We start from the raw sequence: 26,545 nt of genomic DNA, 5'->3' as shown, positions 1-26,545 counted from the left end.
TCACTTATTCGCGGCCCTGGACGCCGAGCAGGCCATGCGGTCGCACCACGAGCACGAGCGTCATCGCCGCAAACAGCATCACATAGGCGTAGCCTGGGTTGAACATGGAGGTGACGCTGATGATCTCACCGGCGATCAGGCCGCCGAGAATAGCGCCGGGGAATGAGCCGACGCCGCCGATCACCACCACCACGAAGGTCTGGACCAGGATGTCGTCACCGATGCCCGGTGTCAGTGACACCACCGGCGCATTGACGATGCCGGCAAAGCCGGCGGCCATTGCGCCGATGCCGAACACGACCATGAAGACGCGGTAGACGTTGATGCCGAGCGAATCGACCATCACCGAGTCCTCGATGCCGGCCCGCACGATCATGCCGAGCCAGGTCCGGTAGAGGATGATGAACAGCGCGCCGAGCGCGACCGCGATGATGCCGACGACGGCGAGGCGATAGGTCGGATAGAACATGAAGCCGAGATTGGTGATGCCCTGGAACATGGCCGGTGGCGGCACCAGCTGCGATTGGCTGGAGAAGATCAGGCGCACGATCTCGACGAAGCAGATGCCGAGCCCGAATGTCACGAGCAGCTGATCCTCGTGCGGGCGGTGATAGAAATGGCGAATGATGACACGTTCCATCACGATGCCGAGCAGCATCACGAACAGGGAGCCCGCGATGACGGCGAGGATGAACGATTCCGTGTACTGGTAGGCGACGAAGCCGGCATAGCCGCCGATCATGAACATCGCGCCATGCGCGAGGTTGAGCACGCCCAGCGTGCCGTAGATGATGGTCAGGCCGGAGCTGATCAGTGCGAGCAGGGCACCGAGCGCGAGCCCGTTGAAAAGCTGCGAAACGAGACTGGGCCAACTGATCATGCGACAATCGCTGTTGTGACGCGCGATGGCGCTGCGTCAAAAAAGGTGACGCCGCAGGTCCAGAGTGCGGCCTACGGCGTTACAGGGGTTAGCGCGGGTTCAGGTGTAGTCGCCGAGATGGCAGCCGAACGCGTCCGGCTTCTGCATCAGGCCTTCACCCGGGACGATCTCGACGACGTCGTACCAGTCTTCCTTGTTCTTCATGTCCTTCTGCATCTTGCCCTTGACGATGATCACCGGGCGAATGCACTGGTGATCCTCGGGGCGGTAATGCACGTCGCCGACCAGCGAGGGAATCGTCTCGCCCTTCTCATAGGCCTTGATCACGTCGGGCGGATTGAAGCTGCCGGCCTGCTCGCACATATGGGCCCAGTGCGCGAAGCTGACATAGGCGTTCTCGGCGCCCCATTCCGGCTTGTAGCCGAACTTCTTCTCGAAGGCCTCGTTGAACATCTTGGCCAGCGGGAACTTGTCTTCGATCGTCCACCAATAGTCGGTGGCGGCGTAGACGCCCTGCATCAGGCCGCCGGTCTCGCGCGCGATGAAAGGCACTTGGTAGGGGACGACCAGCTTCATCTTGTCGAGCACGCCGAACTGCTTGGCCTGCCGGGTCGAGAGCACGGCGTCGTGGCCCCAGTTGACGTTGATGAGCACGTCGGCGCCGGAGTTCGCGACGTTCAGCAGATATGAGGAATAGTCGGGGGCGCCGAGCGGTGCGACCTGGTTGGTCACCGTGGTCCAGCCCGCGGTCGCCAGGAAGTCCTGCATCGACTTGGTGACGGTGTGGCCGTAGGTGTAGTCCGGCGTCAGATACGCCGCCTTCTTGCCCTTGCCGAATTCCCTGACCATCACGGGCCCGATCGCTGCGGCTGCGGTCTGGCCGAAGAAGTTCTGACGGACACCGTAACGCACGCAATCCTTGCCGGTGGTGTCGTTCGAGCCGGAAATGCCGCACACGAACAGCACGTGCTCGCGCTGAGCGAGCTTGTTGAGCGCGACCGCAACTGCGCTCGACGTGCCGCCGGTGATCATGATCGCCTTGTTCTCGCTGATGAAGCGCTGCTGGGCCTGCACCGCCTCGTTCGGCTTGGCCGCGGAATCCGCAACGCCGAACTTCAGCTCCTTGCCGAGCACGCCCTTGCTGGTTTTCGGCGAGATCTTCTTGATCAGATCATGGCCGCTGTTGATGTGCTCGATCGCGAGCTGATAACCCTTGAGCTCATCCTCGCCCTGCACGGCATAGGTGCCGGTGCGCGGCACTGAGATTCCGATGAAGGCTGTGGAGCCCGAAACGCCGGCGGGATAGGAGCCGATCGCCGGCTTGTCGTCGGCAAGTGCCGGCATCGCTGGCAGCACCGAGCCGCCGATGAGGCCCGCCGTGGTCTGGAGCAGGCCACGGCGCGAGAGGCCGCGGCGGATGAGATCGTCAGTCATGGTCGTTTCCTCCGAACATCGTTCTTGTTTGCAGGCAAAACACGACTTGTCCGGCGGCGGCTCGGCCTCGAAGGCCTGCCCGCGCCGGGCACGTCACATCCGCGTGTAGCTCTTGGCCGTAAACATTGCTTGTGAACGCCTTCTGTCAAATTCGCCTTTGGTCGAACGACGAAAATTATGTCGTGAAAACATATCGGATTACGATATATATTAGTCTTTGTGACTATGAGGCTGGCGGGTTTGGCGAGAGAAATGGCGCGGCAGACGACAGTGGCAGGTGACCGGAAGCTACAGCCCTGGCTGCAGGAGGCGGAGCGGCCTGAGGCTGGGTGGCCCGCGGAGGTCAATGACCAGCGCGCGACGCCGCAGTCCGGTGATGCCACCCGCATGTCCGAGCCACGCAATCGGCCGACCGGCGAGCGGGGACCGGCCGTCGGCTCCGTTCAGGCGAAGCGTACGCCGGGGCCGATGAAGAGACTGAGCGTGCGGGCCCAGAACGTCTTGAAGGAGCTAGCGGTCGAGCTCACCGGCGAGCAGCCGCCAAAGGGCGCGTGGTCGCCCTCGCGCGAGCTGCTACGCGTGTTGACGGCCGAGCGCCTTGCGACCGCACGCAACTGCGGTCCTCACACGATGCGGGAGATCGTGGATTGGGCACAGGGCTGCGGCGTGACCATCAAGCCGGTGATCCCGCCCGGCGGCTCGCTGTCGCAGATGTGGGCCGAGTTGACGACCAACGCATCGGCGGGTGCCTTGACCAGCGCCGAGATCGTCAGCGCGCTCCAGCGCTCGATCCGGCGGAAGAGCGTTCGCATCCCGATCGCGTTTCAGGTCATCCTGGTGGAGATCCTGCTCTCCAGTTTCGAATAGGCCCCGATCTTTGTGCACCTGCGGCGCCGCTCCGTTGGTTCCGCCTATCCTTCCTTGCTAGTCTCGGCAGCAACCGCCCGCTCCATCGGCGGGCTCGACGTCGCAGGCAGGGCAGGCAGGGCAGGCAGGGCAGGCACGGAATGGCTCGATCGAAACGGAAGACGACACGCCCCGCGTCAGCGGCGCCCTCAAAGGACGGCGCGATGCGCGAGGCCGACTACGCGGCGCTTGCAAAGTTTCGCTATCAGCTCCGGACCTTCCTGGCATTCAGCGAAGCCGCGGCCCAGAGTGCCGGGCTGACGCCGCAGCAGCATCAGGCGCTGCTGGCGATCAAAGGGTTGGCCGACCCTGACGGCGCAAGCGTCGGCGACATCGCGCGCTTCCTCCTGATCCGGCACCATACCGCGGTGGGGCTGGTGGATCGCATGGTGAAGCTGGAGCTGATCGGCCGGAAAGCCGATCCCGAGGATGCGCGGCGGGTCCTGGTTAAGCTGACCGCCAAGGGCGAGCAGAAGCTGCGATCGCTCTCGCGCATTCATGTGGACGAGCTCAGTGCCGCCGCACCCGCCTTGGGCAAGATCCTGCGAGCGTTCCGAGCCAAGGCGCGTTGAGGCGCGAGATCTAGGCCCCCGCACCCTGGGCTGCGAGCTGCGCAGCCTGGTGCTCCGTGGTCAGCGCATCGATCAGCTCGCCGATTGCTTCTCCGGCGATCACCTGCGGCAGTTTGTAGAGCGTCAGATTGATGCGATGGTCGGTGACGCGTCCTTGCGGGAAATTATAGGTGCGGATGCGTTCGCTGCGGTCGCCGGAGCCGACCTTCTCCTTGCGCTCGGCCGAGCGGGCGGCATCGACGCGTTGCTGCTCGGCGTCGTAGATGCGCGAGCGCAGGATGTTCATGGCGGAGGCGCGGTTCTTGTGCTGCGAACGGCTGTCCTGCATCATCACGACGATGCCGGTTGGGATATGGGTGATGCGGATCGCCGATTCCGTCTTGTTGACGTGCTGGCCGCCGGCGCCTTGCGCGCGCATGGTCTCGATGCGCAGATCATCGTTCTTGATATCGACGTCGACGTCCTCGACCTCCGGCAGCACGGCGACCGTCGCCGCGGAGGTGTGGATGCGCCCCTGCGTCTCGGTGTCGGGCACGCGCTGCACGCGGTGCACGCCGGATTCGAATTTCAGTTTCGAGAACGCGCCGCGGCCCTGCACCTCTGCGATGATTTCCTTGTAGCCGCCGACCGTGCCTTCGCTCGCCGAGATCACCTCGACCTTCCAGCCCTGCAAGCTGGCGAAGCGCTCGTACATCCGGAACAAATCGCCGGCGAACAGCGAGGCCTCGTCGCCGCCGGTGCCGGCACGGATTTCCAGCACCACGTTGCGGTCGTCCATGGCGTCCTTGGGCAGCAGCGCGACGCGGATCTTCTGGACCAGCTGTTCGATTTTGGGCGTCAACTCATCGCGCTCGGCTTCCGCCATGCCGCGCATCTCGGTATCCGTCGCGGGATCGGCGATCAGCGCCTCGGCGTCGGCGAGCTCCTTGACGGCGGAGCGATAGGCCTTGACCGCCTCGATCAGCGGCGTGATCTCGGCAAGCTCGCGCGTGATCTGCACATAGCGCTCGGAGGCGAGCTGTCCCAGCGATTCGGCCTCAAGCGAGGCGTGATGCGCGAGCAGGACGTCCAGTTTGGCTTCGGGGAGTGACGACATCGGTTTGGTCTCAGGTGCGGAAAAAGGGCGAGGCGGCGGGAAGGGGCGACAGGCCCGCTACAACGCCAGGCCTTCGGCCTCGGCAAATTCCGTCAGCTTCTGCCGGATCGAGACGCTGCCGGCGGGGGCGTCCAGCAACGGGCCAAGCATCGCCTCGGCCTTTTTCGCATCGAGATCGATCACCATCGCCTTGACCGGGCCGAGCGCGGTCGCCGAGAGCGACAGCGAGCGATAACCCATCGCGATCAAGGCCAGCGCGCCGATCGGCTTGGAGGCCATCTCGCCGCAGAGCGACAGCGACTTCTTTGCCGCGTTGGACTTCCGTGCGATCTCGCACAGCACGCGCAGGATCGGCGCCGACATGGTGTCGAAGCGCTCGGAAACCTTGGCATTGCCGCGGTCGACCGCGAACAGGAACTGGAACAGATCGTTGGAGCCGACCGAGATGAAGTCGACCTTCTTCAGGAGCTCGTCGAACTGGTAGAGCAGGGCGGGCACCTCGACCATGGTGCCGATGTCGATCCGCTCCGGCAGGGTATGGCCGTGCTGGCGCAGATAGGTCAGCTCGCGCTCGACCAGCGCCTTCGCCGAATCGAACTCGGCGACCTCCGAGATCATCGGGAACATGATGCGCAGCGCGCGGCCGCCGCCGGCGCGCAACAGCGCCCGGATCTGGCCGCGCAGCAGCCCCGGGCGATCGAGCCCGAGCCTGATCGCGCGCCAGCCGAGAGCAGGATTTTCTTCGATCACGGCTTCCATATAGGGCAGCGCCTTGTCGCCGCCGATGTCGAGAGTGCGGAAGGTGACGGGCTTGGTGCCTGCGGCATCCAGCACGGTGCGATAGAGCGCGAGCTGGTCGCTGGTGCGCGGCAGGCTCTGGCCGACCATGAATTGCAGCTCGGTGCGGAACAGGCCGATGCCGGCGCTGCCGGTGTCCTCGATATGAGGCAGGTCGATGGCGAGACCCGCATTGATCATCAGCTCGACTTTTTGCCCGTCCTTGGTGACGCAGGGACGGTCGCGCAGCGCCAGATATTGCGCCTGGCGGCGGGCACGGAAGCGCACGCGCTCGGCGAAGGCGGCCTCGACCTCCTGCGACGGGCGCACATAGATCGAGCCGGAGGTGCCATCGACGATGATGGCGTCGCCGGGATCGGCGATGCCCGGCGCGTTCGGGACTTCGCCGACCGCGGGAATGCCGAGCGCGCGGGCCACGATCGAGACGTGGGAGTTGGCGGTGCCTTCCTCCAGCACAATGCCGCGCAGGCGCTTGCGGTCGTAGTCGAGCAGCGCCGCCGGGCCCATCGCGCGCGCGATGACGATGGCGTTGTCGGGCAATTGCTCGCGCGAGGGCGCGTGGTCCTGACCGACCAGCTGCCGCATCAGGCGATAGCCGAGATCCTCGAGATCATGCAGTCGATCGCGCAGGTATGGATCGGTCGAGCGCAGCATGCGCGCGCGGGTGTCGGACTGCACGCGCTCGACGGCCGCTTCCGCGGTGAGGCCGGTGGCGACCGCCTCGTGCAGCTTGTGCGACCAGCCCTGGTCGTTGGCGAACATGCGATAGGCTTCCAGCACCTCGCGGTGCTCGCCACCGTCGGCGACGTCGCCGCGCTCCAGCATGCGGTCGAGATCAGCGCGCAGCTTGGCGAGCGCGGTGTCGAGCCGCTTGATCTCCTTCGGCAGGTCCTCGGCGATATAGTCCTTGATGACGACGCGCGGCTCGTGCAGCACGACATGACCTAGCGCGATGCCTTCCGACAGGATCGCGCCGACCTTCTGCGCGGAATGGCGCGCGGCAGGCTCGTGCCCCGGCTGCGCCAGCGCGGACAGTTCGCCGGAGGCGATCAGCTCCGCCAGCACCATCGCGGTGGTCTGGAGCGCCTCGAGCTCCTCCTCGACATAGTTGCGCTTGGCCCGGTTCTGCACCACTAGCACGCCGAGCGTGTTGCCGGCGCGCAGGATCGGCACGCCGAGGAAGGAGTGGTAGATTTCCTCGCCGGTCTCGGGTCGGAACGAGAAGGCCGGGTGGCTCTGTGCGTCGCTCAGATTGAGCGGCGTCGCCTCGCTGGCGACGAGGCCGACCAGGCCCTCATGGGCGCTGAGCACGGTGTGGTGCACCGCCTCGCGGTTGAGGCCTTCGGTGGCGTAGAGCTCGAGGGTGTTGTCGATGCGCAGCACGTAGACCGAGCACACCTCGGCCACCATGTTGGCAGCGATCAGCACCACGATCTTGTCCAGCCGCTCCTGGGCCGAGACCTGCTCCGCCATGGTTTCGCGGAGCCGTCTCAACAAGACGCGGGGACCTCCCGACGCGCTCCGCATGTGCCGTCAATCTCCTCCGTCAGCCGGACCCGAAGGGGCTCCGGCGGCTCGCCCGAAAATCCAGAAAAACAAACTGCTCATCCGGCGCCGGCCCAGGCGATCGCTTGAGCCGAATCGGCACCGCCTCGACCGGGGCACAGTTTCTGGCAGCCCACCCTGTTCGCCGTATAGCGAATTGGGGCTTGTTTTGCCAAGCAAAACGCCTGCCAGCTACAAAGGTGTATACACCTTCGCGTTTGCTGCGGCCGCTAAGAGAAAATTCGTCTAGGTCTGATCGAGGCCATAGAGCGTGTGCAGGGTGCGCACCGCAAGCTCGGTATAGGCGGCGTCGATCAGAACCGAGAATTTAATCTCGGAGGTTGTAATGGCCCGAATGTTGATATTCCGTCCGGCGAGGGCGGAAAATGCCTGGGCGGCGACGCCGGCATGGCTGCGCATGCCGCTGCCGATCACCGAAATCTTGGCGACGTCGGTGGCGGTGTCGAGTCGCGCATAACCGATCTGGCCCTTGGCCGCGGTGATCGTCTCCTTGGCCCGGGTGTAGTCCGCGGCCGGCACCGTGAAGGTGAGGTCGGTGGTCTTGCCGTCCTCGGAGACGTTCTGGACGATCATGTCGACGTTGATGTTGGCGTCCGCGAGCGGGCCGAAGATCGAGGCGGCCACGCCGGGCTTGTCCTCGATCTGGCGGACCGAGATCTGGGCCTCGTCCTTCGAAAAGGCGATACCGGTGACGACGTGGCTTTCCATGATCTCCTCCTCGCTGCAGATCAGCGTGCCGGGCGGCTGGTTGGCATGCGGGTCGATATCCTCAGGCTTGTCAAAGCTCGAGCGGACGAAGATCGGCATGTTGTGGACCATGCCGAGTTCCACCGAGCGGACCTGGAGCACTTTTGCGCCCTGGGAAGCCAGTTCCAGCATGTCTTCGAACGCGATCTTGTCGAGCCGGCGCGCCTTCGGCACGATTCGCGGGTCCGTGGTGTAGACGCCATCGACATCAGTATAGATGTCGCAGCGGTCCGCCTTGACGGCGGCGGCGATCGCGACCGCCGAGGTGTCGGAGCCGCCGCGGCCAAGCGTGGTGATGCGGTTGGTCTGGGCGTTGATGCCCTGGAAGCCGGCGATGACCGCGACCTCCTTCCGCTCCTTGAAGCGGTTGATGATCTGGCTGCCGTCGATATCCTCGATCCGGGCCGAGGCGTGGGCGTCGCTGGTCTTGATCGGGATCTGCCAGCCCTGCCAGGAGCGGGCCTGGATGCCCATGCCCTGGAGCGCGATGGCGAGCAGGCCCGAGGTGACCTGTTCGCCCGAGGCGACCACGGCATCGTATTCGCGCGCGTCGTGCATGGGCGAGGCTTCGGTGCACCAGGCCACCAACTCGTTGGTCTTGCCGGACATCGCGGAGACGACCACGGCCACCTCATGGCCTGCGTCCACCTCACGCTTCACATGGCGTGCGACGTTGCGGATGCGTTCGATGTTGGCGACGGACGTGCCGCCGAATTTCATCACGAGGCGGCTCATGACGGCGCGTGCATTCCCTCATAAGGATAAGTATGGTGACCCGCACTGGACGGGTGCCTGCGGATACCGACCGCGCGTATACATAGCGGCGGGGCCGGGGGCAAGCGGGTTCCTGCGGGGGCAGGCTTTGGGTCGAGCCGGGGGTATGGGTTAACCGAGATCATGGCGCGTTATATCGACGAGATCCTGCAACCGGGCGAGCGGGTGCTGTATTCGACCAATGCGCACTGGATCTTCTATTTTCCGGCCATCGTGGCCTGGATTGTGGCCTTGGCCCTATTCGTCGCGTCTCGGCAGATCGACGTCTACAGCTTGATGGTGCTGTGCCTGTGGGGCTCTGGCCTGGTGGCGCTAGCCGCCCTGTACTGGACCTTGAAGGGCTGGTTCCATCGCTTCACCACGGAGACCGACGTCACCAATTTGCGGGTCGTCCACAAGACGGGATTTATCAAGCGCCGCACCTTCGAGATGGCGCTGGACAAGGTCGAGAGCGTCGACGTCAACCAGACGATTCTTGGACGTATTCTCAACTATGGCGACGTAACCATCAACGGCGTCGGCGAGGGGCGCGAAACCATCCGGACCATCGCCTCGCCGCTCGCCTTCCGTAATTCGATCACCGCGCGATAGGACCGCGCTTACCGATGAGCATGCAGCAAGATACTTCCGCAACCGCAAGCGCCCAGCCGGGCTCGACCGTCGACGCCGCCGAAATTGCGAAATTCTCAAAACTTTCGGCCGAGTGGTGGAACCCCAAGGGCAAGATGGCCCCGCTGCACCGGATCAACCCGCTGCGGCTCGGCTACATCCGCGATGCCGCCTGCCGCAAGTTCGAGCGCAACGTGCGCAGCCTCAACTGCCTCGGCGGCCTGCGCGTGCTCGATATCGGTTGCGGCGCCGGCCTGTTGTGCGAGCCGCTGTCGCGTCTCGGCGCTCAGGTCACCGGCGTCGATCCGTCGGCGAGCAACATTGCCGCCGCCAAGCTGCATGCCGACAAGAGCCATCTCGCGATTGACTACCGCTGCACCACGGTGGAGCAGATCGACCCGCGCGAGCGCTTCGATATCGTGCTGGCGATGGAGGTGATCGAGCACGTCGTCGATGTCGGCGTTTTCCTGAAGCGCTGCGCATCGATGCTGAAGCCGAACGGCCTGATGGTGGTCTCGACGCTGAACAGGAACTGGAAGAGCTTTGCGCTCGCCATCGTCGGCGCCGAATACGTCCTGCGCTGGCTGCCGCGCGGCACCCACGAATGGAACAAGTTCGTCACCCCGGATGAACTGACGAAGTATCTGCTCGACAACCGCCTCGTCATCACCGAGCAGACCGGCGTCGTCTACAGCCCCTTCGCCGACAATTGGGCGCTCTCGTCAGACATGGACGTGAACTACATGATGGTGGCCGAAGGGATGGTGTGAGGGGCGTGAACAGGGCGCGAGCATCGCTCCCATGACGTTCCCGCGGTTGACCGTGCGAGCCTCAGCTTGCACGTTGGACGCATCTTTTCCTGCTTTAGCGCTCCCCCTCCCATGTTCACCATCGCCAGCCTCTGGATTCCCTTCACCGTCGTCGCTGCGCTCGGCCAGGTCGCGCGCAATGCGATGCAGCGGTCGCTGACGAAGCCGCTGGGGACCTGGGGCGCGACCAATATCCGTTTCCTGTTCGGATTCCCGTTCTCGCTGCTGTTTTTGGCGGTGGTGCTGATCGCCTCCGGCGATCGGCTCGGCATGCCGCCGTCCGTGTTCTGGCCATGGCTTCTGCTTGGCGCCCTCAGCCAGATCGTCGCGACCGGCCTGATGCTGCTGGCGATGAACGACCGCTCCTTCGTGGTGACGACGGCCTACCTGAAAACCGAGGCGATCCAGACCGCGATCTTCGGCTTCGTCTTCCTCGGCGATCACCTGACCTGGCTCAAGGTGCTGGCGATCGTGATTGCGACCATCGGCGTCGTCATCACGGCGTTGCGGCCCGGTGGCGAGAAGAGCTTTGCGGAATTGAAGCCGACTGTCACGGGCCTCGTCGCCGCAGCCGCCTTTGCGCTCTCAGCCGTTGGCTTCCGCGGTGCCATCATCAATGTGCCTGATGTCTCCTTCGTGACGGCAGCATCGGTCACCCTGGTGCTCGGCCTGTTCGTGCAGACGCTGATCCTGACGATCTATCTGCTCTGGCGCGCGCCGAAGGTGCTTGAGGCGATCGTCGGCTTGTGGAAGCCGTCGCTGCTCGCCGGCTTCATGGGCGCGTTCGCCTCCCAATTCTGGTTCCTGGCATTTGCGCTGACCGCGGCGGCCAATGTCCGCACACTCGCTTTGATCGAGGTGCTGTTCGCGCAAGCCGTGGCCTATTACTCATTCAAGCAGCCGATCGCGCCGCGCGAGATTTTCGGCATCGTGCTGATCGTGGTTGGCGTGGCGGTGCTGGTTGGGGTCTAATTCCGGTCTTCCGGCAGCGTCGGCAGCGGCGACACTTCGATGCCCTCGTCGATCAGCGATTTTGCTTCATCGGGCGAGGCTTCGCCGTAGATCGGGCGGTGCTCCTTGTCGCCGTAATGCATCGCACGGGCTTCATTCGCAAAACGCTCGCCGACATTGTCGGCGTTCTTGACGATGTGATCGCGCAGCTCCTTCAGCTTGGTGCGCAGCTCCTTCTCCTGCGCCATCATCAGCGAGGTCGGTCCTGATGCGGCAGCCTCGGGCGCGGCGGTCGTGGTCGGCTCTGGCGGCGGCGTTGCAGGTCCGCGACCCTTCTTGCCGACGATGCGCGGGGCCATGATCGCCTTGTCGACCTTGGCCGAGCCGCAGATGGGGCAGGTCACGAGCTTGCGCTTCACCTGCGACTCATAGGCCGACGAGCTCTGGAACCAGCTTTCGAATGCGTGGGCGCGATCGCAGCGGAGCGCGTAGCGGATCATGCCGATCCCCGCACGAGGTGCAGATGGTCCGGCCCGGCATTAGGATCGGCAACGCCGAAGCGGCGGCCGTGCTGGAGCGACGGGATCGCCCGGCGTGCGGTCTCGACCCTGGCCGGGTCGATCTTGGCCATGATGATCCCGGGCTCGACGTCACCCTCTGCCAGGATCTCGCCCCAGGGGTCGATGATCAGCGAGTGGCCAAACGTCTCGCGCTTGTTCTCATGCAGGCCGGCCTGCGCCGCGGCGAAGATGAAACAGCCGGTCTCGATCGCGCGCGAACGCAGCAGCACGTGCCAATGCGCCTCACCGGTCTTGCGGGTGAAGGCGGACGGCACCGTGATGAAGGACGCGCCGCTTTCGGCCAGCGCACGGTAGAGCGCGGGGAAGCGCACGTCATAGCAGATGGTCAGCCCGACCCGGCCCCAGGGCAGGTCGGAGATCACGGCGGTTTCGCCCGGCTGGTAATTGGCGGATTCGCGATAGCTCTCGCCGTCCGGCAGCTCGATGTCGAACATATGAATCTTGTCGTAGCTCGCGAGCACATTGCCCTCGGGCCCGATCAGGAAGGAGCGGTTGACCGCTTTTTCCTCCGAAAAGCGCAGCGCCAGCGAGCCGACATGGATGTGAATCCCGAGTTCCGCCGCGAGCGCGCGGTAGGCCTTCAGCGAGGTGTCGTCCTGTTCGCTTTGGAGATGTTCGAACAGCGCCTTGCGATTGAGTTGCATCATGTTGCTGACTTCGGGCGTCTGCACGTAGTCGGCGCCATTGGCCGCAGCCTGCCGGATCAGCCTGGTGCCCTGCTCGAGGCTCGGCCCGGGCATCAGGCCGGTGCGCATCTGCACCATGGCCGCAGTGAAGGTCCGATTCTCGCTCATGACTCCGCCTTCACGTTGCCGAGCATGCCGTCGAGCTTGCCTCCGCGGTCGAGCGCATAGAGCTCGTCGCACCCCCCGACATGGGTTCCGCCGATCCAGATCTGCGGGAAGGTCGAACCTTCGCCGGCGCGTTCGTACATCTCCTGGCGCCAGGACGGGTTCTTGGCGATATCGAACTCCGTGAACGTCGCTTTCTTGCGGGTCAGCAGCGACCTGGCCGCGGAACAATAGCCGCAGCCCGGCCTCGTGTAGATCTCGACAGCAGCGGTCATGGTGTCTGGCGCTCTCATGTCATGAATTCATTGAATTATATGGGACTTCACCGGCCCTCGACAACCCGGGCAAAGACCAGCACGTCCACTTGGGCCGCCTTGGCGCGGAGCAGGGCCCGCGCACAGGCATCCAGGGTCGCACCCGACGTCAGGACGTCGTCGATGAGGACAATGCGCCGACCCTGGACGTCCGCCTGGCGGTCGGGGGATACCTGGAATGCCCCCTGCACATTGATGGCGCGCTGGGTCCGCGACAGGCCAATCTGCTGCTCGGTCGCGCGCACCCGGCGCAGCACTTCGCCGCGCACCCTGACCCCGCTCTGCCGCGCGATGATTTGTGCCAGCGCCCCGGACTGGTTATAGCGGCGGCGCCAGGCCCGGCGCCAATGCAGGGGAACGGGCACCAGCATGTCGGTCTGGATCAGAAGCTCGCCGCCCGCCCGCGCCATCCAGCGGCCCATGGCCGGCGCCAAATCAGTACGGTCCTGGTATTTCAGCGCATGCACCAGGGTGCGCGCGACGTCGTCATAGCGCACCGCCGCGCGTGCCCGCTGGTAGGCCGGCGGGCTCGCGATCGCCTCCATCGACAGCATGTCGGGGCCGGGGTCGTAGACGAAGGGAATGCCGAGGCGCGGGCAATAGGGCCGTTCGATGAACGACAGCCGCGCCCAGCAGGCCGCGCAGACGCCCTCGCCATCGACCGGCTCGCGGCAGGACACGCACAGCGTCGGCAGCGCGATATCGAGCGCGAGCCGTGCGGCGCGCGACAGCACGTGGCGGCCGGCCGTCCATGCGGCCCGCAGCGGTGCGGCGATGGAACGGGCGGGAGCGCCTTCTACTTCCATCGGAGAAGACTAGCGCCGTCCACAGCGGATTGCCAGAACCGTCGTGATCGGCGTAACCAGCGGCATGGCTCAGAACATGCAAACTCCGCCCGCCCTGTTCGATCGTGCGCTGCTGCATTCGCGGCAGCGGCGCGCACAGGCGCAGGGCGAGGTGACCTTCCTGCTCGATCGGGTCGCCGAGGACATGTCGGACCGGCTGGGCGCGGTGATGCGCGAGTTTCACGCACCAGCCGATCTCTGGACGCCCGGCGAAGGTCTTGCGGCTTTGCGTGCGCGGCTTCCTTCTACCGCGCGGGTTGCGCTCGATGCGAACGGCGCGGAAAAACTGCCCTTTGCCCCCGAAAGTCTGGACCTCGTCGTCTCGGCGCTGGCGCTGCAATTCGTCAACGACCTGCCGGGGGTGCTCGCGCAGGTGCGGCGTGCGCTGAAGCCGGACGGGTTGCTGCTCGCAGCGATGATCGGCGGCGACAGCCTGACCGAGTTGCGGCAGGCCTTTGCCGCGGCGGAGGCCGAATGCGAGGGCGGGGTGTCGCCGCGGGTGGCGCCGTTCGCTGATCTGCGCGAGATCGGCGCGCTGTTGCAGCGGACGGGCTTTGCCCTTCCGGTCACCGATGTCGACCGTGTCGTGGTGCGCTACGCCAATGCCTTTGCGCTGATGCAGGATCTCCGCCGAATGGGCGCGGCCAATGTGCTGATCGAGCGGCGCCGCAAACCGACGCGCCGCGCGACGCTGCTGCGGATGGCTGAAGTCTATGCCGAGCGTTTTGCCGGTGCCGACGGCCGCATCCGTGCAACGTTCGACATCATCTGGCTCTCCGGCTGGGCCCCGCATGCGAGCCAGCAGCAGCCGCTGAAGCCCGGTTCGGCCAAGGCAAGTCTCGCGGAGGCGGTGAAGAAGGCGGGAGAGACGTAGGCTGCTTCCTCCGTCGTGGCCGGACTTGACCCGGCCATCCACGGCTTCCAGCCCGACACGAGATCGTGGATGCCCGGGAACAAGCCCGGGCATGACGCCGAGAGCGTGGTGGCCGCTTCAACTCACATTAGCAAATCGATCAAATGCGGGATCAGCGGAATGTCTGCCGGGGGCATCGGGTAGTCGCGCAGCTTGTTGGCGCGGACCCAGGCCAGGGTCTGGCCTTCCCGTGGGGTGACCAGCCCCTCCCAGCGCCGGCAGATGTAAAGCGGCATCAGGAGGTGAAAGGTCTCGTAGCCGTAGCTCGCAAAGGTCAGCGGAGCCAGGCACGGTTCGGCGACGGTGATGCCGAGCTCTTCATGCAGTTCGCGGATCAGGCTCTGCTCCGGCCGCTCACCGGGTTCACACTTGCCGCCGGGAAATTCCCACAGGCCCGCAAGCGTTTTGCCCTCGGGGCGCTGCGCGATCAGGACGCGCTTGTCGGCGTCGACAAGCGCGCAGGCTACCACCAGTGTGAGCTTGAGATCGGTCATGAGTTTACGACCGGTAATCCCCGTTGATCGCCACATACTCCTTTGTCAGGTCGCAGGTCAGCACACGGTCGCGGCCTTTGCCGAGGCCGAGCGAGACCTTGATCGCGATCTCCGGCGCCTTCATCGCCTCCGACACCTGCACCTCGTCGTAGCCAGGATCGCGCGCGCCGCTCTTGGCGACGCGGATGCCGTTGAAGGAGATCGAGAGCTTGTCGCGATCGGCCGGCTCGCCGGCCTTGCCGACCGCCATCACCACGCGGCCCCAATTGGCGTCCTCGCCGGCGATCGCGGTCTTGACCAGCGGCGAGTTCGCAATCGACATCGCGATCTTGCGCGCCGATGCCTTGGTCTTGGCGCCTTCGACGGTGATCTCGACCAGCTTGCGCGCGCCTTCGCCGTCGCGCGCCACCTGCTCGGAAAGGTTGGCGAGCACCTGGTTGAAGGCCTTGACGAACGCTTTCAGTCGGGGGTCGCTGGCGCGGCTGATTTTCGGCGCGCCGTGCTCGGCGGCTGCACCCGTGGCAAAGGCCAGCAGCGTGTCCGAGGTCGAGGTGTCGCCGTCGATCGTCACGGCGTTAAAAGTGTCCTCGACGCCGCTCTTGAGCAAGGCTTGCAGTGCGGCGGGCGCGATCGGCGCGTCGGTGAAGATGAACGAGAGCATCGTCGCCATGTCGGGGGCGATCATGCCGGCGCCCTTGGCCATGCCGTTGATGGTGACCTTGGCCTTGCCGAGCTTCACGGTCGCGGTCGCGACCTTCGGGAAGGTGTCGGTGGTCATGATCGCCTTGGCCGCGGCGAGATAGTCACTGGGCTCGGCGGCCTCAGCGAGCCGGCCCAGCACGCCGTCGAACTTGGTCGCGTCCAGCGGCTCGCCGATCACGCCGGTGGAGGCCAGGAAGATCTCGTCCTCGCCGCAGCCGACCGCCTTAGCCGCGATCTTCGCGGTCAGCGCGGTGGAGCTGCGGCCGGTCTTGCCGGTGAAGGCATTGGCGTTGCCGGAATTCACCACCAGCGCGCGCGCCTTGCCGCCTTTCAGTTTGGCGCGGCACCATTCCACCGGCGCGGAGGGGCATTTCGACCTGGTGAAGACGCCTGCGACCGCGGTGCCCTTGTCCATCACCGCCAGCAGCACGTCGGTGCGATTCTTGTAGCGGATGCCGGCCTCCGCCGTCGCGAGACGGACGCCCGCGATCACGGGCATGTCGGGAACAGTTTTGGGGGCGAGCGGGGAGACGGAGGAGGACATCGCGGGCGCCTTATGGACAAATGGAATTCGTCATGGCCGGGCTTGTCCCGGCCATCCACGTCCTTCAGCACATGTTGATGAGGGTCTTAAGACGTGGATGCCCGGGACGAGCCCGGGCATGACGTCAAACTACTGAAGTCCGAGAGCGAAGTCGATTTACTTCTTGGCGGGGGGCGCCATCTTGCCGTCGGATGGCTTCGTGTCGGAAGGCTTGGCATCGGAAGGCTTGGCAGCGTCGGCCGGCTTGGCGTCAGCCGCCGGCTGGTCCAGCCGCTCGACCTTGGCTTCCGTGCGGAGCTTGGCGACAAAATCGGCCTGGGCCTTGCGGGTCACGTACTGCTCGATCTGGGCCTTGACCTGCTCGAAGTCCGGCGCCTTGCGGCTGCGCTTTTCCTCGACCTTGATGACGTGCCAGCCGAACTGCGACTTCACGGGGTCGGAGATCTTGCCCGGCTCGAGCGCGAAGGCCACCGTCGAGAATTCCGGCACCATCTGCTCCTTGGTGAAGAAGCCGAGGTCGCCGCCATCGGCGGAGCCCGGATCCTTGGACTTCTTCTTGGCAAGCTCGGCGAAATCGGCGCCCTTGTCGAGCTCGGCCTTCACCGCCTTGGCCTCGTCCTCGGTCTCGACCAGGATGTGGCGGGCGCGCACCTCCTGCTCGCCGGTGATCTGCTTGGAGGCCTCCTCATAGACCTTCTTCATGGCATCCGGGGTGGTGGCGGACTTGCCCTCGCCCGCGAGCAGGCTGTCCATCAGCAGCCGGTTGCGGGCGAACGCCAGGCGCTTCTTGAACTCCTCGCCGTCGGCGATCTTCTTGTCCTCGGCGGCCTTGCTGACGATCTTCATGTCGATCAGGAAGGACAGGACGTTCTCGTCCTTGCTCGCCGGGTCCATCTGGGCGAGGCTCGGCCCGAGTTCCTCCTCGGCCATGGCGACGTCGCTCTTCTTGATTTCCGCGCCATTGACCTTCGCCAGGACCGGATCGTCGGCAGCCCGGCCGGGACCCGCGATCAGCGCCAGCGCAAGGCAGCCCACGAGGGCGGTGGCGAGGCCGAAGCGCAGGCCGGTTTTGGTTACCGGGAACGAGGTGGTCATGGAAAATCCTTTTGTTGAAGCAGGGGGCTGCTCGAGCGGGGCGGACACTCGCCCAATTCAGGGGGGCTTGGCAACGCGAAAAGTCTGTCAAAATGATGAATTAGCCGCAATGCGCCCGCCGTTGACAAGGCCCTGACCGGGCCATATCTCTGCCCGGTCGCGACCATGGCGATAGCGTTTATTTTGCTGCGTTTTTGGCCGTTGAACCCAGACTTGCCCAATTCCCACCCATATGGCGGATGACCCCCGCAGTCCGGGCTCTGGCGCCATCGGGCGTCACGGTGAGTTGATGGGCAGGCGGGCGACAACCTCTTGGCTGCACCGCGGTTGAATCGCGAACACAGGAACTAGGCATGATCGGCGCGCTCGCCCGCAAATTTTTCGGCTCCGCCAACGACCGGCGGGTGAAGGGATATCAGTCCCGCGTCAACGCGATCAACGCGCTGGAGCCAGAGGTCTCGAACCTCTCCGACGAGGCGCTGAAGGCACGCACGGCCGAGTTCAGGAAGCAGATCGCCGAGGGCAAAACGCTTGACGATCTGCTGGTGCCGGCCTTCGCCACCGTGCGCGAAGCCGCCAAGCGCACGCTCGGCCAGCGCCATTTCGACGTGCAGCTGATCGGCGGGATAGTGCTGCACGAGGGCGACATCGCCGAGATGAAGACCGGCGAAGGCAAGACGCTGGTCGCAACGCTTGCGGTGTACCTGAACGCACTCGCCGGCAAGGGTGTCCACGTCGTCACCGTGAACGACTATCTCGCTCGCCGTGACTCCGCCTGGATGGGCCAGATCTACGGCTTCCTCGGCCTGACTACCGGCGTGATCGTCCATGGTCTGGACGATTCCGAGCGCAAGACGGCCTATGCCTGCGACATCACCTACGGCACCAACAACGAATACGGCTTCGACTATCTGCGCGACAACATGAAGTACCGGCTCGAGGACATGGTCCAGCGCCCGCACTTCTACGCCATCGTCGACGAGGTCGATTCCATCCTGATCGACGAAGCGCGCACGCCGCTGATCATCTCCGGCCCGCTCGACGACCGCTCGGACTTCTACAACACCATCGACGGCTTCCTGCCCAAGCTCGACAAGACCGACTACGACGTCGACGAGAAGCAGCGTACGGTGACGCTGACCGAAGCCGGCATGGAGAAGATCGAGACGCTGCTGCGCGACGCCGGCCAGCTCAAGGGCGAGTCGCTCTACGACGTCGAGAACGTCTCCGTCGTGCACCACATCAACCAGGCGCTGCGCGCCCACACGCTGTTCACCCGCGACAAGGACTACATCGTTCGCGACGACGAGGTCGTGATCATCGACGAGTTCACCGGGCGCATGATGGCCGGCCGGCGCTATTCCGAAGGCCTACACCAGGCGCTGGAAGCCAAGGAGCACGTCCAGGTCCAGCCGGAAAACCAGACCCTGGCCTCGATCACCTTCCAGAATTATTTCCGGATGTACGAAAAGCTCGCCGGCATGACCGGCACGGCGCTGACCGAAGCCGACGAATTGTTCGACATCTACAAGCTCGAGGTCGTGGAAATCCCGACCAACCTGCCGGTCGCTCGTCTGGACGAGGACGACGAGGTCTATCGCACCCAGAACGAGAAATATGCCGCGATTTTGGCCGAGATCGAGCGCGCCAATGCACGATTGCAGCCGGTGCTGGTCGGTACCGCCTCGATCGAAAAATCGGAAGTGATCGCCGAATATTTGAAGAAGCACGGCTATCGGCAGATCGATTTCGGTAACGAAAATTCGATGCAGAAGCTGTACGCCGCGGCCCGCGCCGGCAAGCCGGCCAAGCTGTTCGCGGTGCTGAACGCGCGCTTCCACGAGCAGGAAGCCTATATCGTCGCCGAAGCCGGCGTGCCCGGCGCGATCACGATCGCAACCAACATGGCCGGTCGCGGCACCGACATCAAGCTCGGGGGCTCGCTGGAGATGCGCATCCAGCAGGAGACTGCTGGTATCGAGGACGAAGCCGCGAAGGCCAGCAAGATCGAGCAGATCAAGGCGGACATCGAGCACTTCCGCGATATCGTGCTGAAGGCCGAGGAGACCGTCGAGCTCGAGCCGGCGAAGGGTAGCAAGCCCGCCAAGACCGTGAAGAAGCCCGGCGGCCTCTACATCATGGGTTCCGAGCGTCACGAATCCCGCCGCATCGACAACCAGCTGCGCGGCCGCTCCGGCCGTCAGGGCGATCCGGGCCGCTCGAAATTCTTCCTGTCGCTGGAAGACGATCTGATGCGCATTTTCGGTTCGGATCGTCTCGATAGCATGCTCCAGCGTCTTGGCCTGCAAGAGGGCGAGGCGATCATCCATCCCTGGATCAACAAGGCGCTCGAGAAGGCCCAGCAGAAGGTCGAGGCCCGCAACTTCGACATCCGCAAGAACCTGCTCAAGTTCGACAACGTCCAGAACGACCAGCGCAAGGTGATCTTCGACCAGCGCGTCGAACTGATGAAGGACGAGAGCGTCGCCGAGACGATCTCCGACATGCGGCACGCCTTCATCGACGATCTCGTCGCCAAGCACGTGCCCGAGCATGCTTATGCCGAGCAGTGGGACACCGCCGGCCTGAAGGAAGAGCTGAAACGCGTGCTCGATCTCGACCTGCCGGTCGAGGACTGGGCCAAGGAAGAGGGCATCGCCGACGAGGAGCTGCTCGCCCGCATCGAGACCCGCGCCGACGAACACATGGCGGCCAAGGTCGGGCAGTGGGGTCCCGACGTGATGCGTTATGTCGAGAAGACCATTTTGCTCCAGACGCTCGACCATCTCTGGCGCGAGCACCTGATCATGCTCGACCATCTGCGCCAGGTCATCGGCCTGCGTGGTTACGGCCAGCGCGATCCGCTGCAGGAGTACAAGACCGAGGCCTTCAATCTCTTCCAGGAGATGAGTGCTCATTTGCGCGAAGCCGTCACCGCGCAGCTGATGCGCGTCGAGATCGTCCCGCCGGAGCAGGAAGCCCCGATGCTGCCGCAGATGGAAGCGCACAAGCTCGACCCGAACACCGGCGAGGACGAAATGGCGCTCGCCAGCATCACACTCGGAGCGCAGGCCACCGACGCAGCGCTGCGCGATCCGAAGAACCCGGCATCCTGGGGCAAGATCGGCCGCAACGAGGATTGCCCGTGCGGCTCAGGCAAGAAGTACAAGCATTGTCATGGGCGGTATGGTTAGCAGCTAGCCCCGCAGGCGTGAGACGCAACGCCAGCGCCTCACTTTCTACTGTCGTCGTTCCGCGAAAGCCAAGGCTCACGCAAGCCCGTAGCCCGGATGGAGCGCAGCGCAATCCGGGAATCCTGTCGTTATGTAAGAAAGACCCGGATTGCGCGCGCGCTCCATCCGGGCTACGGCCGTCCAGCAAGGCGCGATACGCGCGGCTGCTTCACCACTCAATTCGAGCTGTCGATCAGGCTCTCCAGCAGCCGCTTCAATTCGCTCGTCGATTTGTCGCCGTAGCTCTCCAGGATGTGCTCCTCCTGATCCACCGCGAGCGAGTTGAGCTTCTTGCACAGCACCTTGCCGCGATCGGAGATGAACATCAGCACCTTGCGGCGGTCGTTCGGGTCCTGCACGCGATAGACCAGCGTGTCCGAGACCATGCGGTCGATCATCTTGGTCAGCGTCGGATGGTTGAGCAGCACCGCGCCCGCAAGCTCGCCCATCGAATGGCCGTTGCCGTCCGACAGGACTTTCAGGATGCGCCATTGCTCGACGGGGACCCCTTCCTTGCTCAACCGCAGTTCGAGCTGCCGGTTGATCTCCCGGTTAGCTTGCGCGAGCAAATAAGCGAGGTGTTCGGTGATCGGGGAGTTTTCTTTCGACGGTTTTGCCACGGTAAGACTTCGTCTTGACCCAAATGAGTGAATGTCTTGCAATCAATGCTGCATCTATATGCACTTCAATTCTTGAATATTCAATATTTTCAAAATAGGATGTTTGCCTAACAAAAGGGCGGAAGCCGCGGCCGCCTGCTGAATGTGCTTTCAAGTCTGGTCCCAGACAGGAGTTGGCGTGCGCGCGACGGTAAATTTCCCGGCTCACGGCGGCCCGGCGTTGCCTCCGTCTTTGCTGTTCAGGAATCTGTCGTCGTCGGCGGCCGACGTCGACCTGTCTCCAGTCGACGCGCATTTCTTCAAGCGCCGCGGCGCGCAAAACAAGCTGCGCATCGGTGGCTTCATTTGCTGCACCGGCTCGCCCGGCGTGTGGGGGCCGTGCGGAACAAACAGTGCGCAACTCGCAGTGGCCGAGATCAACAAGCGTGGCGGCATTCTCGGACGCGAGATCGAGCTTTCGATCTATGATGCGGGCGGCCCGCTCGATGAAGTCCTGGATCGCGCCGAGCAGGCGGTCGCTTTCGACGAGGTCGACCTGATCGTCGGCATGCACACCAGCGCAGTCCGCGTGGGCCTTCGCAAAGTCACCACACGCCACCGCATTCCCTACATCTATACGCCCGTCTATGAGGGCGGCGAGCGCACGCCGGGCGTGATGGCGATCGGCGAGACGCCGCGCTGGCAGAGCCGGCCGTCGATCCATTGGCTTGCCGACGTCAAGAAGGCATCGCGCTGGTACCTGATCGGCAGCGACTACGTCTGGCCCTGGCAATCGCACCGGGCCGTGAAGAACTACATCAGGGAAACTGGCGGCCAAGTCGTCGGTGAGGAGTTCGTTCCTCTCGGCGAGGATAACCACGAGCCGCATCTCGCGCGCATCCGCGCCGCCAAGCCGGACGTCGTGCTGATCTCGCTGATCGGCACCGACAGCATCACCTTCAATCGTGCCTTCGGCGAATGCGGCCTCGGCGCCACGACGCTGCGGCTGGCGGGGGCCATGGATGAGACGGTGCTGCTCGGGATCGGCGCAGACAACAGCGAGAACCTGTTCTGCGCATCCGGCTATTTCTCCGGAATCGGCTCGCCGGCCAACGACGACTTCCAGATCCGCTATCGCGCGATGTTCGGGCCGAACGCCCCGCCGATCGGCTCGCTTGGCCAGTCGAGCTATGAAGGTTTGCGTTTCCTCGAAGCCGTGGCGAAAAAAGCCGGCTCGCTGTCGATGGCGCCCATGCTCGCGGCGGGCCGCAACATCGTTTATGGCGGCGCGCGCGGCCCGGTCGTCGTTCGCAACGGCCACGCCCGGATGCAGATGTATCTCGCCGAGGCCGACGGCCTCGATTTCAAGCTGATCAAGCCGGTCTGACCTTGGCGTCCGATTCCGGCGCGGCAATCCGGACAGCCGCACTTTAAAATAATACTTGAAAAGGAAAATTTTTCCGTTTTGAATGTTTCGGCAAAGGCCGCTGAGCGCGACGCGCCAATCGCGGCCGCGCGCGCAGGGATCGTTCAAAGAAACTTCAGGAGAGCGCCGTGACAGTTGTCCTTCCCACGCCAGCCCAACTTCGCAGCGTCGCAGAGCAGTGCGGCCTTGCGCTGTCCGATGATGATGTCGCTTCGTTTCGCGGCCTGATGCAGGGCTCGGTCGAAGCCTACAATCTCGTCGGCGCGATGCCGGACGAGGTGCCGGAGGTCAAATATCCGCGCACGCCGGGCTACCGGCCCTCGCCGGAAGAGAACCCGCGCAACGCCTGGTACCGCAAGTCGACCGTGAAGGGCGCTGCCAGCGGCAAGCTGAAGGGCAAGACCGTCGCGTTGAAGGACAATATCATGCTCGCCGGCGTTCCCATGATGAACGGTTCGGCGACGCTCGAAGGTTACGTTCCCGATTTCGACGCCACCATCGTCACGCGCATGCTCGATGCCGGCGCCGAAATCGCCGGCAAGGTGCATTGCGAATCCTTCTGCATGTCCGGCGGCAGCCACACCAACGCCGTGGGCGCGGTCCACAATCCGCACAAGATGGGCTATTCGGCCGGCGGTTCGTCCTCGGGAAGCGGCGTCGTCGTCGCGCTCGGCGAGGTCGACATGGCGATCGGCGGCGACCAGGGCGGCTCGATCCGCATGCCGTCCTCGTTCTGCGGCACCTACGGCATGAAGCCGACCTGGGGCCTTGTCCCCTATACCGGTATCATGCCGATCGAGGTCTTTGTCGACCACACCGGCCCGATGACGGCGACCGTCGCCGACAACGCGCTGCTGCTCGAAGTCCTCGCCGGCGACGACGGTTACGATCCCCGCATCAAGGCCCCGAAGGTCGAGGACTACACCAAGGCGCTCGGCCAGGGCGTCAAGGGCATGAAGATCGGCATTCTCAAGGAAGGCTTTGAGCAGGCGACCGCGGAGTCTGCCGTGAATGAAAGCGTGCGCGAGGCGGCCAAGCGTTTTAGGGACCTCGGCGCCACCGTCGAAACCGTCTCGATCCCGATGCATCTCCTCGGTCCTGCGATCTGGACGCCGATCGGCACGGAGGGCATGACCCAGACAATGATGTATGGCGACGGCTACGGCCTCAGCCGTTCCGACCTTTATTCGACCTCGTTGATGGACTTCCATCGCGGCTGGCGGCGGCAGGCGGATTCGCTGTCGGAAACCACAAAGCTGTTCCTGCTGCTCGGCACCTACATCAACAACACCTTCGGTCCCCGCTATTACGGCAAGGCACTCAACATTTCGCGTCGCCTGACCGCGGCCTATGACAAGGCGTTCGGCGAATATGACCTGCTGCTGCTGCCGACGACCCCGATGAAGGCGACGAAGTTGCCGGAGCCCACCGCCAGCCGCGAGGACTATGTCGCCCGCGCGCTGGAGATGATCTCCAACACCGCCCCGTTCGACATCACCCATCATCCCGCGATGTCGCTGCCCTGCGGCATGGTCGACGGCCTGCCCGTCGGCCTGATGCTCGTCGGCCGCATGTTCGAAGAATCCACGATCTACCGCGCCGCCCATGCCTTCGAGCAGATCGGCGACTGGAAGAAGATGTGAGCGAGGCACTGATGCAGGCGAACGGAACACCGGAGCGTTTTCGAGCGAAGTGGATACCGGTTCGCGTCAAGAAAACGCGTCAAAACAAGAATCCAGAGCCCCGTTCCGATTTCATCGGAACGGGAAAGGCTCTGGCGTATGGCTAACGCGTTCGCCGCGGCGTTCGAGATCCTGAGCTTTGGCGCGATCATCGTCCTGATCGTGCTGGGGCTCGGGATCATCGCCAGCATGATGGGCATCTTCAATTTCGCGCAAGGAGAGTTCGTCCTGCTCGGGGCCTACATCACCTATCTCGCCTACGCCAAAGGTCTGCCGATCTGGGCCGGCATGGTCGCGGCGCCCTTCGTGGTCGGTGCGCTCGGCTTCGTGCTGGAGGCGCTGATCATCCGCCGCTTCTACGCCGCGCCGATCGTGGCGATGCTCGGCACCTATGCGCTCGGCCTGATCATCCGCGAAGTCGTGCGCGGGCTGATCGGAGGCTTCTATCTGACCGTGCCCGAGCCGATCGGTGGCTCCATCGACATCGGTACGATCCACATCTCGGCCTGGCGCTTCACCATTATCATCATCACGCTGCTGGTGATGGCGGGCTGCTACCTCCTGCTGTCGCGCACGAGCTTCGGCCTGCGCATGCGCGCCACGCTGGAAAACCCGTCGCTGGCGCGCGCGTCCGGGATTTCCACGCCCTTGATGTACGGCGCCACGTTTGCGTTTGGCTCCGCGCTCGCCGGCCTTGCCGGTGCGCTGATCGTCCCGGTGTTCAGCCTGTACGCCGATCTCGGCCTGCGCTTCCTGATCCAGGGCTTTGTCGCGGTGATGGTCGGCGGCGTCGGCTCCTTCATCGGACCGGTCGCGGGCGCCGGCGTCATCGGCACGCTCAGCGCCGCGCTGCCATGGGTGATGGCGCCCGTCGTCGCCGACATCCTCGTCTTCGTGCTCGCCATTGTCTTCATCAAATTTCGGCCACAGGGCCTCATCGCTGGAAGAGGGGTTTAGTCACATGTTCGATCGTATTCAGCTCTCACGCCGCCGCTTTCTCTCCAATGTCGCCTTTGCGTCCGGCGCGGTCGCGACTGGCGTCGGAAGCTGGGTGATCCCGGCGCCTTGGGCGAACGCGGCGCAAGGCCCGATCAAGGTCGGCATCGCGACCGACCTCACCGGCCCGATCGCCTATGCCGGCAATGCCGATGCCAATGTCGCAAAAATGGTGATCAAGGAGATCAATACGGCCGGTGGTCTGCTCGGCCGCCCGCTCGAGCTCTATATCGAGGACACCGCCTCCAACGAATCCGTCGCGGTCGGCAACGTCCGAAAGCTGATCCAGCGCGACAAGGTCGACATGGTGCTGGGCGGCATCACCTCGTCGATGCGCAACGCGATCAAGGACCCGATCGTGGCGCGCGGCAAGACGCTCTACATCTATCCGCAGCTCTACGAAGGCAAGGAGTGCACACCCTATCTGTTCTGCACCGGGCCGACGCCGGCGCAGCAGTGTGACGAGTTCATTCCCTGGCTGATCAAGAACGGCGGCAAGAAGTTCGCGCTGCCGAGCGCCAACTATGTCTGGCCGCACACGCTCAACGTCTATGCCCGCAAGGTGATCGAAGCCAACGGCGGCGAGGTCGTATTCGAGGAGTATTATCCGCTCGACCAGGTCGACTTTTCCTCGACCGTCAACCGCATCATCTCCAACAAGGTCGACGTCGTCTTCAACACCGTCATCCCGCCGGGCGTCGGCCCGTTCTTCAAGCAGCTCTATGAAGCGGGTTTCCTCAAGAACGGCGGACGCCTGGCCTGCGTCTACTATGACGAGAACACGCTCAACATCAACCAGGCGAACGAGATCGAAGGGCTCGCAAGCTGTCTCGATTACTTCAAGGTGCTGACAAAGGAGAACCCGTTCGACGCCAAGATCCAGGCGGCTTATGAGAAGGATTTTCCGGGTAACTTCCTGTTTGCGGCGGGCAGCGCCGCCACCGGCACCTATCGCGGCCTGAAGCTGTGGGAGGCCGCAGTGAAGGAAGCCGGCAAGATCGACCGCGAGTCGGTTGCCGCCGCGCTTGATCACGCCAAGATTGCCGAAGGCCCTGGCGGACCGGCCGAGATGGTGCCGGGCAAGCGGCACTGCAAGATGAAGATGTACACCGCGGTCGCCAAGGGCGGGAACTACGAGATCGTCGGCCGCAGCGACGGGCTCGTCGATCCCAAGGAATGCTGAGGCGG

General features: G+C 64.3%; 24 protein-coding genes. 11 read left to right on the top strand and 13 right to left on the bottom strand.

Translation table 11 applies throughout. The annotated features are described in order from the left end of the window. Nucleotides 1–4: 4 nt before the first annotated feature. Nucleotides 5–880: a branched-chain amino acid ABC transporter permease gene (locus tag IVA80_RS05255; RefSeq protein ID WP_247426210.1), complete on the bottom strand. Its 876-nt coding sequence runs from the start codon at nucleotides 878–880 to the stop codon at nucleotides 5–7. Between the two features lie 99 nt (nucleotides 881–979). After that, nucleotides 980–2,314, bottom strand: a complete 1,335-nt coding sequence (locus IVA80_RS05250) for a substrate-binding protein (RefSeq protein WP_247426209.1) — start codon at nucleotides 2,312–2,314, stop codon at nucleotides 980–982. A gap of 252 nt (nucleotides 2,315–2,566) precedes the next feature. On the opposite strand from IVA80_RS05250, the gene IVA80_RS05245 reads away from it, so the two are divergent. Then, the gene (locus IVA80_RS05245) at nucleotides 2,567–3,181 is read left to right on the top strand and encodes a hypothetical protein (protein ID WP_247426207.1); all 615 of its coding nucleotides are present in this window, start codon (nucleotides 2,567–2,569) and stop codon (nucleotides 3,179–3,181) included. A gap of 140 nt (nucleotides 3,182–3,321) precedes the next feature. Then, nucleotides 3,322–3,792 carry a MarR family transcriptional regulator gene (locus IVA80_RS05240; protein ID WP_247426205.1) on the top strand — a complete coding sequence of 157 codons (471 nt, stop codon included), beginning with the start codon at nucleotides 3,322–3,324 and terminating at the stop codon, nucleotides 3,790–3,792. A 10-nt stretch (nucleotides 3,793–3,802) separates the two neighbouring features. Here the strand turns inward: IVA80_RS05240 and prfA are convergent, their stop codons facing one another. The 3 genes from prfA to IVA80_RS05225 all read right to left on the bottom strand — a co-directional run bounded on the left by prfA (nucleotide 3,803) and on the right by IVA80_RS05225 (nucleotide 8,734). Beyond that, nucleotides 3,803–4,888: a peptide chain release factor 1 gene (prfA, locus tag IVA80_RS05235; protein WP_247426203.1), complete on the bottom strand. Its 1,086-nt coding sequence runs from the start codon at nucleotides 4,886–4,888 to the stop codon at nucleotides 3,803–3,805. 57 nt (nucleotides 4,889–4,945) lie between these two features. After that, nucleotides 4,946–7,213, bottom strand: coding sequence for a phosphoenolpyruvate--protein phosphotransferase (gene ptsP / locus IVA80_RS05230; protein WP_247426201.1), 2,268 nt, complete (start codon nucleotides 7,211–7,213; stop codon nucleotides 4,946–4,948). A gap of 264 nt (nucleotides 7,214–7,477) precedes the next feature. Beyond that, nucleotides 7,478–8,734, bottom strand: a complete 1,257-nt coding sequence (locus tag IVA80_RS05225) for an aspartate kinase (RefSeq protein WP_247426199.1) — start codon at nucleotides 8,732–8,734, stop codon at nucleotides 7,478–7,480. Between the two features lie 162 nt (nucleotides 8,735–8,896). Here IVA80_RS05225 and IVA80_RS05220 point away from each other — a divergent pair, with 162 nt between their 5' ends. The 3 genes from IVA80_RS05220 (at nucleotide 8,897) to IVA80_RS05210 (ending at nucleotide 11,163) form a co-directional block, all read left to right on the top strand. Further along, nucleotides 8,897–9,364: a PH domain-containing protein gene (locus tag IVA80_RS05220; RefSeq protein WP_247426197.1), complete on the top strand. Its 468-nt coding sequence runs from the start codon at nucleotides 8,897–8,899 to the stop codon at nucleotides 9,362–9,364. 14 nt (nucleotides 9,365–9,378) lie between these two features. Then, nucleotides 9,379–10,152, top strand: a complete 774-nt coding sequence (gene ubiG / locus IVA80_RS05215; protein WP_247426195.1) for a bifunctional 2-polyprenyl-6-hydroxyphenol methylase/3-demethylubiquinol 3-O-methyltransferase UbiG — start codon at nucleotides 9,379–9,381, stop codon at nucleotides 10,150–10,152. A gap of 111 nt (nucleotides 10,153–10,263) precedes the next feature. Then, the gene (locus tag IVA80_RS05210; protein WP_247426193.1) at nucleotides 10,264–11,163 is read left to right on the top strand and encodes an EamA family transporter; all 900 of its coding nucleotides are present in this window, start codon (nucleotides 10,264–10,266) and stop codon (nucleotides 11,161–11,163) included. Here the strand turns inward: IVA80_RS05210 and IVA80_RS05205 are convergent. The 4 genes from IVA80_RS05205 to IVA80_RS05190 are packed head-to-tail and all read right to left on the bottom strand — an operon-like array spanning nucleotide 11,160 to nucleotide 13,634. Beyond that, nucleotides 11,160–11,642: a DUF1178 family protein gene (locus tag IVA80_RS05205; RefSeq protein WP_247426192.1), complete on the bottom strand. Its 483-nt coding sequence runs from the start codon at nucleotides 11,640–11,642 to the stop codon at nucleotides 11,160–11,162. The two genes, IVA80_RS05210 and IVA80_RS05205, sit on opposite strands and share 4 nt — an antisense overlap. After that, nucleotides 11,639–12,517 carry a carbon-nitrogen hydrolase family protein gene (locus IVA80_RS05200; protein ID WP_247426191.1) on the bottom strand — a complete coding sequence of 293 codons (879 nt, stop codon included), beginning with the start codon at nucleotides 12,515–12,517 and terminating at the stop codon, nucleotides 11,639–11,641. Before IVA80_RS05200 ends, IVA80_RS05205 begins: the two co-directional genes overlap by 4 nt. After that, nucleotides 12,514–12,789: a glutaredoxin 3 gene (gene grxC / locus IVA80_RS05195; RefSeq protein ID WP_247426190.1), complete on the bottom strand. Its 276-nt coding sequence runs from the start codon at nucleotides 12,787–12,789 to the stop codon at nucleotides 12,514–12,516. The genes IVA80_RS05200 and grxC overlap by 4 nt, the downstream gene beginning before the upstream one ends. A 47-nt stretch (nucleotides 12,790–12,836) precedes the next feature. After that, the gene (locus IVA80_RS05190) at nucleotides 12,837–13,634 is read right to left on the bottom strand and encodes a ComF family protein (protein ID WP_247426189.1); all 798 of its coding nucleotides are present in this window, start codon (nucleotides 13,632–13,634) and stop codon (nucleotides 12,837–12,839) included. 76 nt (nucleotides 13,635–13,710) lie between these two features. Here IVA80_RS05190 and IVA80_RS05185 point away from each other — a divergent pair, with 76 nt between their 5' ends. Next, complete coding sequence (locus IVA80_RS05185) at nucleotides 13,711–14,547, top strand: methyltransferase domain-containing protein (RefSeq protein ID WP_247426188.1); 837 nt, start codon at nucleotides 13,711–13,713, stop codon at nucleotides 14,545–14,547. A 122-nt stretch (nucleotides 14,548–14,669) separates the two neighbouring features. On the opposite strand, the gene IVA80_RS05180 is transcribed toward IVA80_RS05185, so the two are convergent. From IVA80_RS05180 to IVA80_RS05170, 3 genes are all read right to left on the bottom strand, one after another. After that, entirely contained in the window at nucleotides 14,670–15,080 is a 411-nt protein-coding gene (locus IVA80_RS05180) for a (deoxy)nucleoside triphosphate pyrophosphohydrolase (RefSeq protein ID WP_247426187.1), read from the bottom strand. Between the two features lie 4 nt (nucleotides 15,081–15,084). After that, a complete protein-coding gene (gene argJ / locus IVA80_RS05175) occupies nucleotides 15,085–16,326 on the bottom strand; it encodes a bifunctional glutamate N-acetyltransferase/amino-acid acetyltransferase ArgJ (protein ID WP_247426186.1) in 1,242 nt (413 codons plus the stop codon). Between the two features lie 156 nt (nucleotides 16,327–16,482). Beyond that, complete coding sequence (locus IVA80_RS05170; RefSeq protein WP_247426184.1) at nucleotides 16,483–17,421, bottom strand: peptidylprolyl isomerase; 939 nt, start codon at nucleotides 17,419–17,421, stop codon at nucleotides 16,483–16,485. A gap of 353 nt (nucleotides 17,422–17,774) precedes the next feature. On the opposite strand from IVA80_RS05170, the gene secA reads away from it, so the two are divergent. Beyond that, nucleotides 17,775–20,615, top strand: coding sequence for a preprotein translocase subunit SecA (gene secA / locus IVA80_RS05165; protein WP_247426182.1), 2,841 nt, complete (start codon nucleotides 17,775–17,777; stop codon nucleotides 20,613–20,615). A 215-nt stretch (nucleotides 20,616–20,830) separates the two neighbouring features. On the opposite strand, the gene IVA80_RS05160 is transcribed toward secA, so the two are convergent. After that, entirely contained in the window at nucleotides 20,831–21,274 is a 444-nt protein-coding gene (locus IVA80_RS05160) for a MarR family transcriptional regulator (RefSeq protein WP_247390033.1), read from the bottom strand. Nucleotides 21,275–21,452: 178 nt separating this feature from the next. Here IVA80_RS05160 and IVA80_RS05155 point away from each other — a divergent pair, with 178 nt between their 5' ends. The 4 genes from IVA80_RS05155 to IVA80_RS05140 all read left to right on the top strand — a co-directional run bounded on the left by IVA80_RS05155 (nucleotide 21,453) and on the right by IVA80_RS05140 (nucleotide 26,540). Continuing rightward, a complete protein-coding gene (locus IVA80_RS05155; protein ID WP_247426180.1) occupies nucleotides 21,453–22,640 on the top strand; it encodes a substrate-binding domain-containing protein in 1,188 nt (395 codons plus the stop codon). 167 nt (nucleotides 22,641–22,807) lie between these two features. Beyond that, nucleotides 22,808–24,322 carry an amidase gene (locus tag IVA80_RS05150; protein ID WP_247426178.1) on the top strand — a complete coding sequence of 505 codons (1,515 nt, stop codon included), beginning with the start codon at nucleotides 22,808–22,810 and terminating at the stop codon, nucleotides 24,320–24,322. Nucleotides 24,323–24,460: 138 nt separating this feature from the next. Then, nucleotides 24,461–25,318, top strand: coding sequence for a branched-chain amino acid ABC transporter permease (locus tag IVA80_RS05145; RefSeq protein WP_247426176.1), 858 nt, complete (start codon nucleotides 24,461–24,463; stop codon nucleotides 25,316–25,318). A 4-nt stretch (nucleotides 25,319–25,322) separates the two neighbouring features. Beyond that, complete coding sequence (locus IVA80_RS05140) at nucleotides 25,323–26,540, top strand: substrate-binding protein (RefSeq protein ID WP_247426174.1); 1,218 nt, start codon at nucleotides 25,323–25,325, stop codon at nucleotides 26,538–26,540. The last annotated feature ends 5 nt before the right edge of the window (nucleotides 26,541–26,545 follow it).

The organism is Bradyrhizobium sp. 139 (genome assembly GCF_023074175.1).
Taxonomy (GTDB): domain Bacteria; phylum Pseudomonadota; class Alphaproteobacteria; order Rhizobiales; family Xanthobacteraceae; genus Bradyrhizobium.
This window is presented reverse-complemented; position numbering and strand designations above follow the sequence as displayed.

Bases quoted from the DNA above. Each gene is read 5' to 3' on its own strand.
- secA (WP_247426182.1), top strand. From the start codon at position 17,775: ATGATCGGCGCGCTCGCCCGCAAATTTTTCGGCTCCGCCAACGACCGG.
- ubiG (WP_247426195.1), top strand. From the start codon at position 9,379: ATGAGCATGCAGCAAGATACTTCCGCAACCGCAAGCGCCCAGCCGGGC.
- prfA (WP_247426203.1), bottom strand. From the start codon at position 4,888: ATGTCGTCACTCCCCGAAGCCAAACTGGACGTCCTGCTCGCGCATCAC.
- IVA80_RS05250 (WP_247426209.1), bottom strand. From the start codon at position 2,314: ATGACTGACGATCTCATCCGCCGCGGCCTCTCGCGCCGTGGCCTGCTC.
- IVA80_RS05185 (WP_247426188.1), top strand. From the start codon at position 13,711: ATGCAAACTCCGCCCGCCCTGTTCGATCGTGCGCTGCTGCATTCGCGG.
- IVA80_RS05190 (WP_247426189.1), bottom strand. From the start codon at position 13,634: ATGGAAGTAGAAGGCGCTCCCGCCCGTTCCATCGCCGCACCGCTGCGG.
- IVA80_RS05225 (WP_247426199.1), bottom strand. From the start codon at position 8,734: ATGAGCCGCCTCGTGATGAAATTCGGCGGCACGTCCGTCGCCAACATC.
- argJ (WP_247426186.1), bottom strand. From the start codon at position 16,326: ATGTCCTCCTCCGTCTCCCCGCTCGCCCCCAAAACTGTTCCCGACATG.
- IVA80_RS05140 (WP_247426174.1), top strand. From the start codon at position 25,323: ATGTTCGATCGTATTCAGCTCTCACGCCGCCGCTTTCTCTCCAATGTC.
- IVA80_RS05205 (WP_247426192.1), bottom strand. From the start codon at position 11,642: ATGATCCGCTACGCGCTCCGCTGCGATCGCGCCCACGCATTCGAAAGC.
- IVA80_RS05145 (WP_247426176.1), top strand. From the start codon at position 24,461: ATGGCTAACGCGTTCGCCGCGGCGTTCGAGATCCTGAGCTTTGGCGCG.
- IVA80_RS05210 (WP_247426193.1), top strand. From the start codon at position 10,264: ATGTTCACCATCGCCAGCCTCTGGATTCCCTTCACCGTCGTCGCTGCG.
- grxC (WP_247426190.1), bottom strand. From the start codon at position 12,789: ATGACCGCTGCTGTCGAGATCTACACGAGGCCGGGCTGCGGCTATTGT.
- ptsP (WP_247426201.1), bottom strand. From the start codon at position 7,213: ATGCGGAGCGCGTCGGGAGGTCCCCGCGTCTTGTTGAGACGGCTCCGC.
- IVA80_RS05240 (WP_247426205.1), top strand. From the start codon at position 3,322: ATGGCTCGATCGAAACGGAAGACGACACGCCCCGCGTCAGCGGCGCCC.
- IVA80_RS05200 (WP_247426191.1), bottom strand. From the start codon at position 12,517: ATGAGCGAGAATCGGACCTTCACTGCGGCCATGGTGCAGATGCGCACC.
- IVA80_RS05170 (WP_247426184.1), bottom strand. From the start codon at position 17,421: ATGACCACCTCGTTCCCGGTAACCAAAACCGGCCTGCGCTTCGGCCTC.
- IVA80_RS05245 (WP_247426207.1), top strand. From the start codon at position 2,567: ATGGCGCGGCAGACGACAGTGGCAGGTGACCGGAAGCTACAGCCCTGG.
- IVA80_RS05180 (WP_247426187.1), bottom strand. From the start codon at position 15,080: ATGACCGATCTCAAGCTCACACTGGTGGTAGCCTGCGCGCTTGTCGAC.
- IVA80_RS05255 (WP_247426210.1), bottom strand. From the start codon at position 880: ATGATCAGTTGGCCCAGTCTCGTTTCGCAGCTTTTCAACGGGCTCGCG.
- IVA80_RS05220 (WP_247426197.1), top strand. From the start codon at position 8,897: ATGGCGCGTTATATCGACGAGATCCTGCAACCGGGCGAGCGGGTGCTG.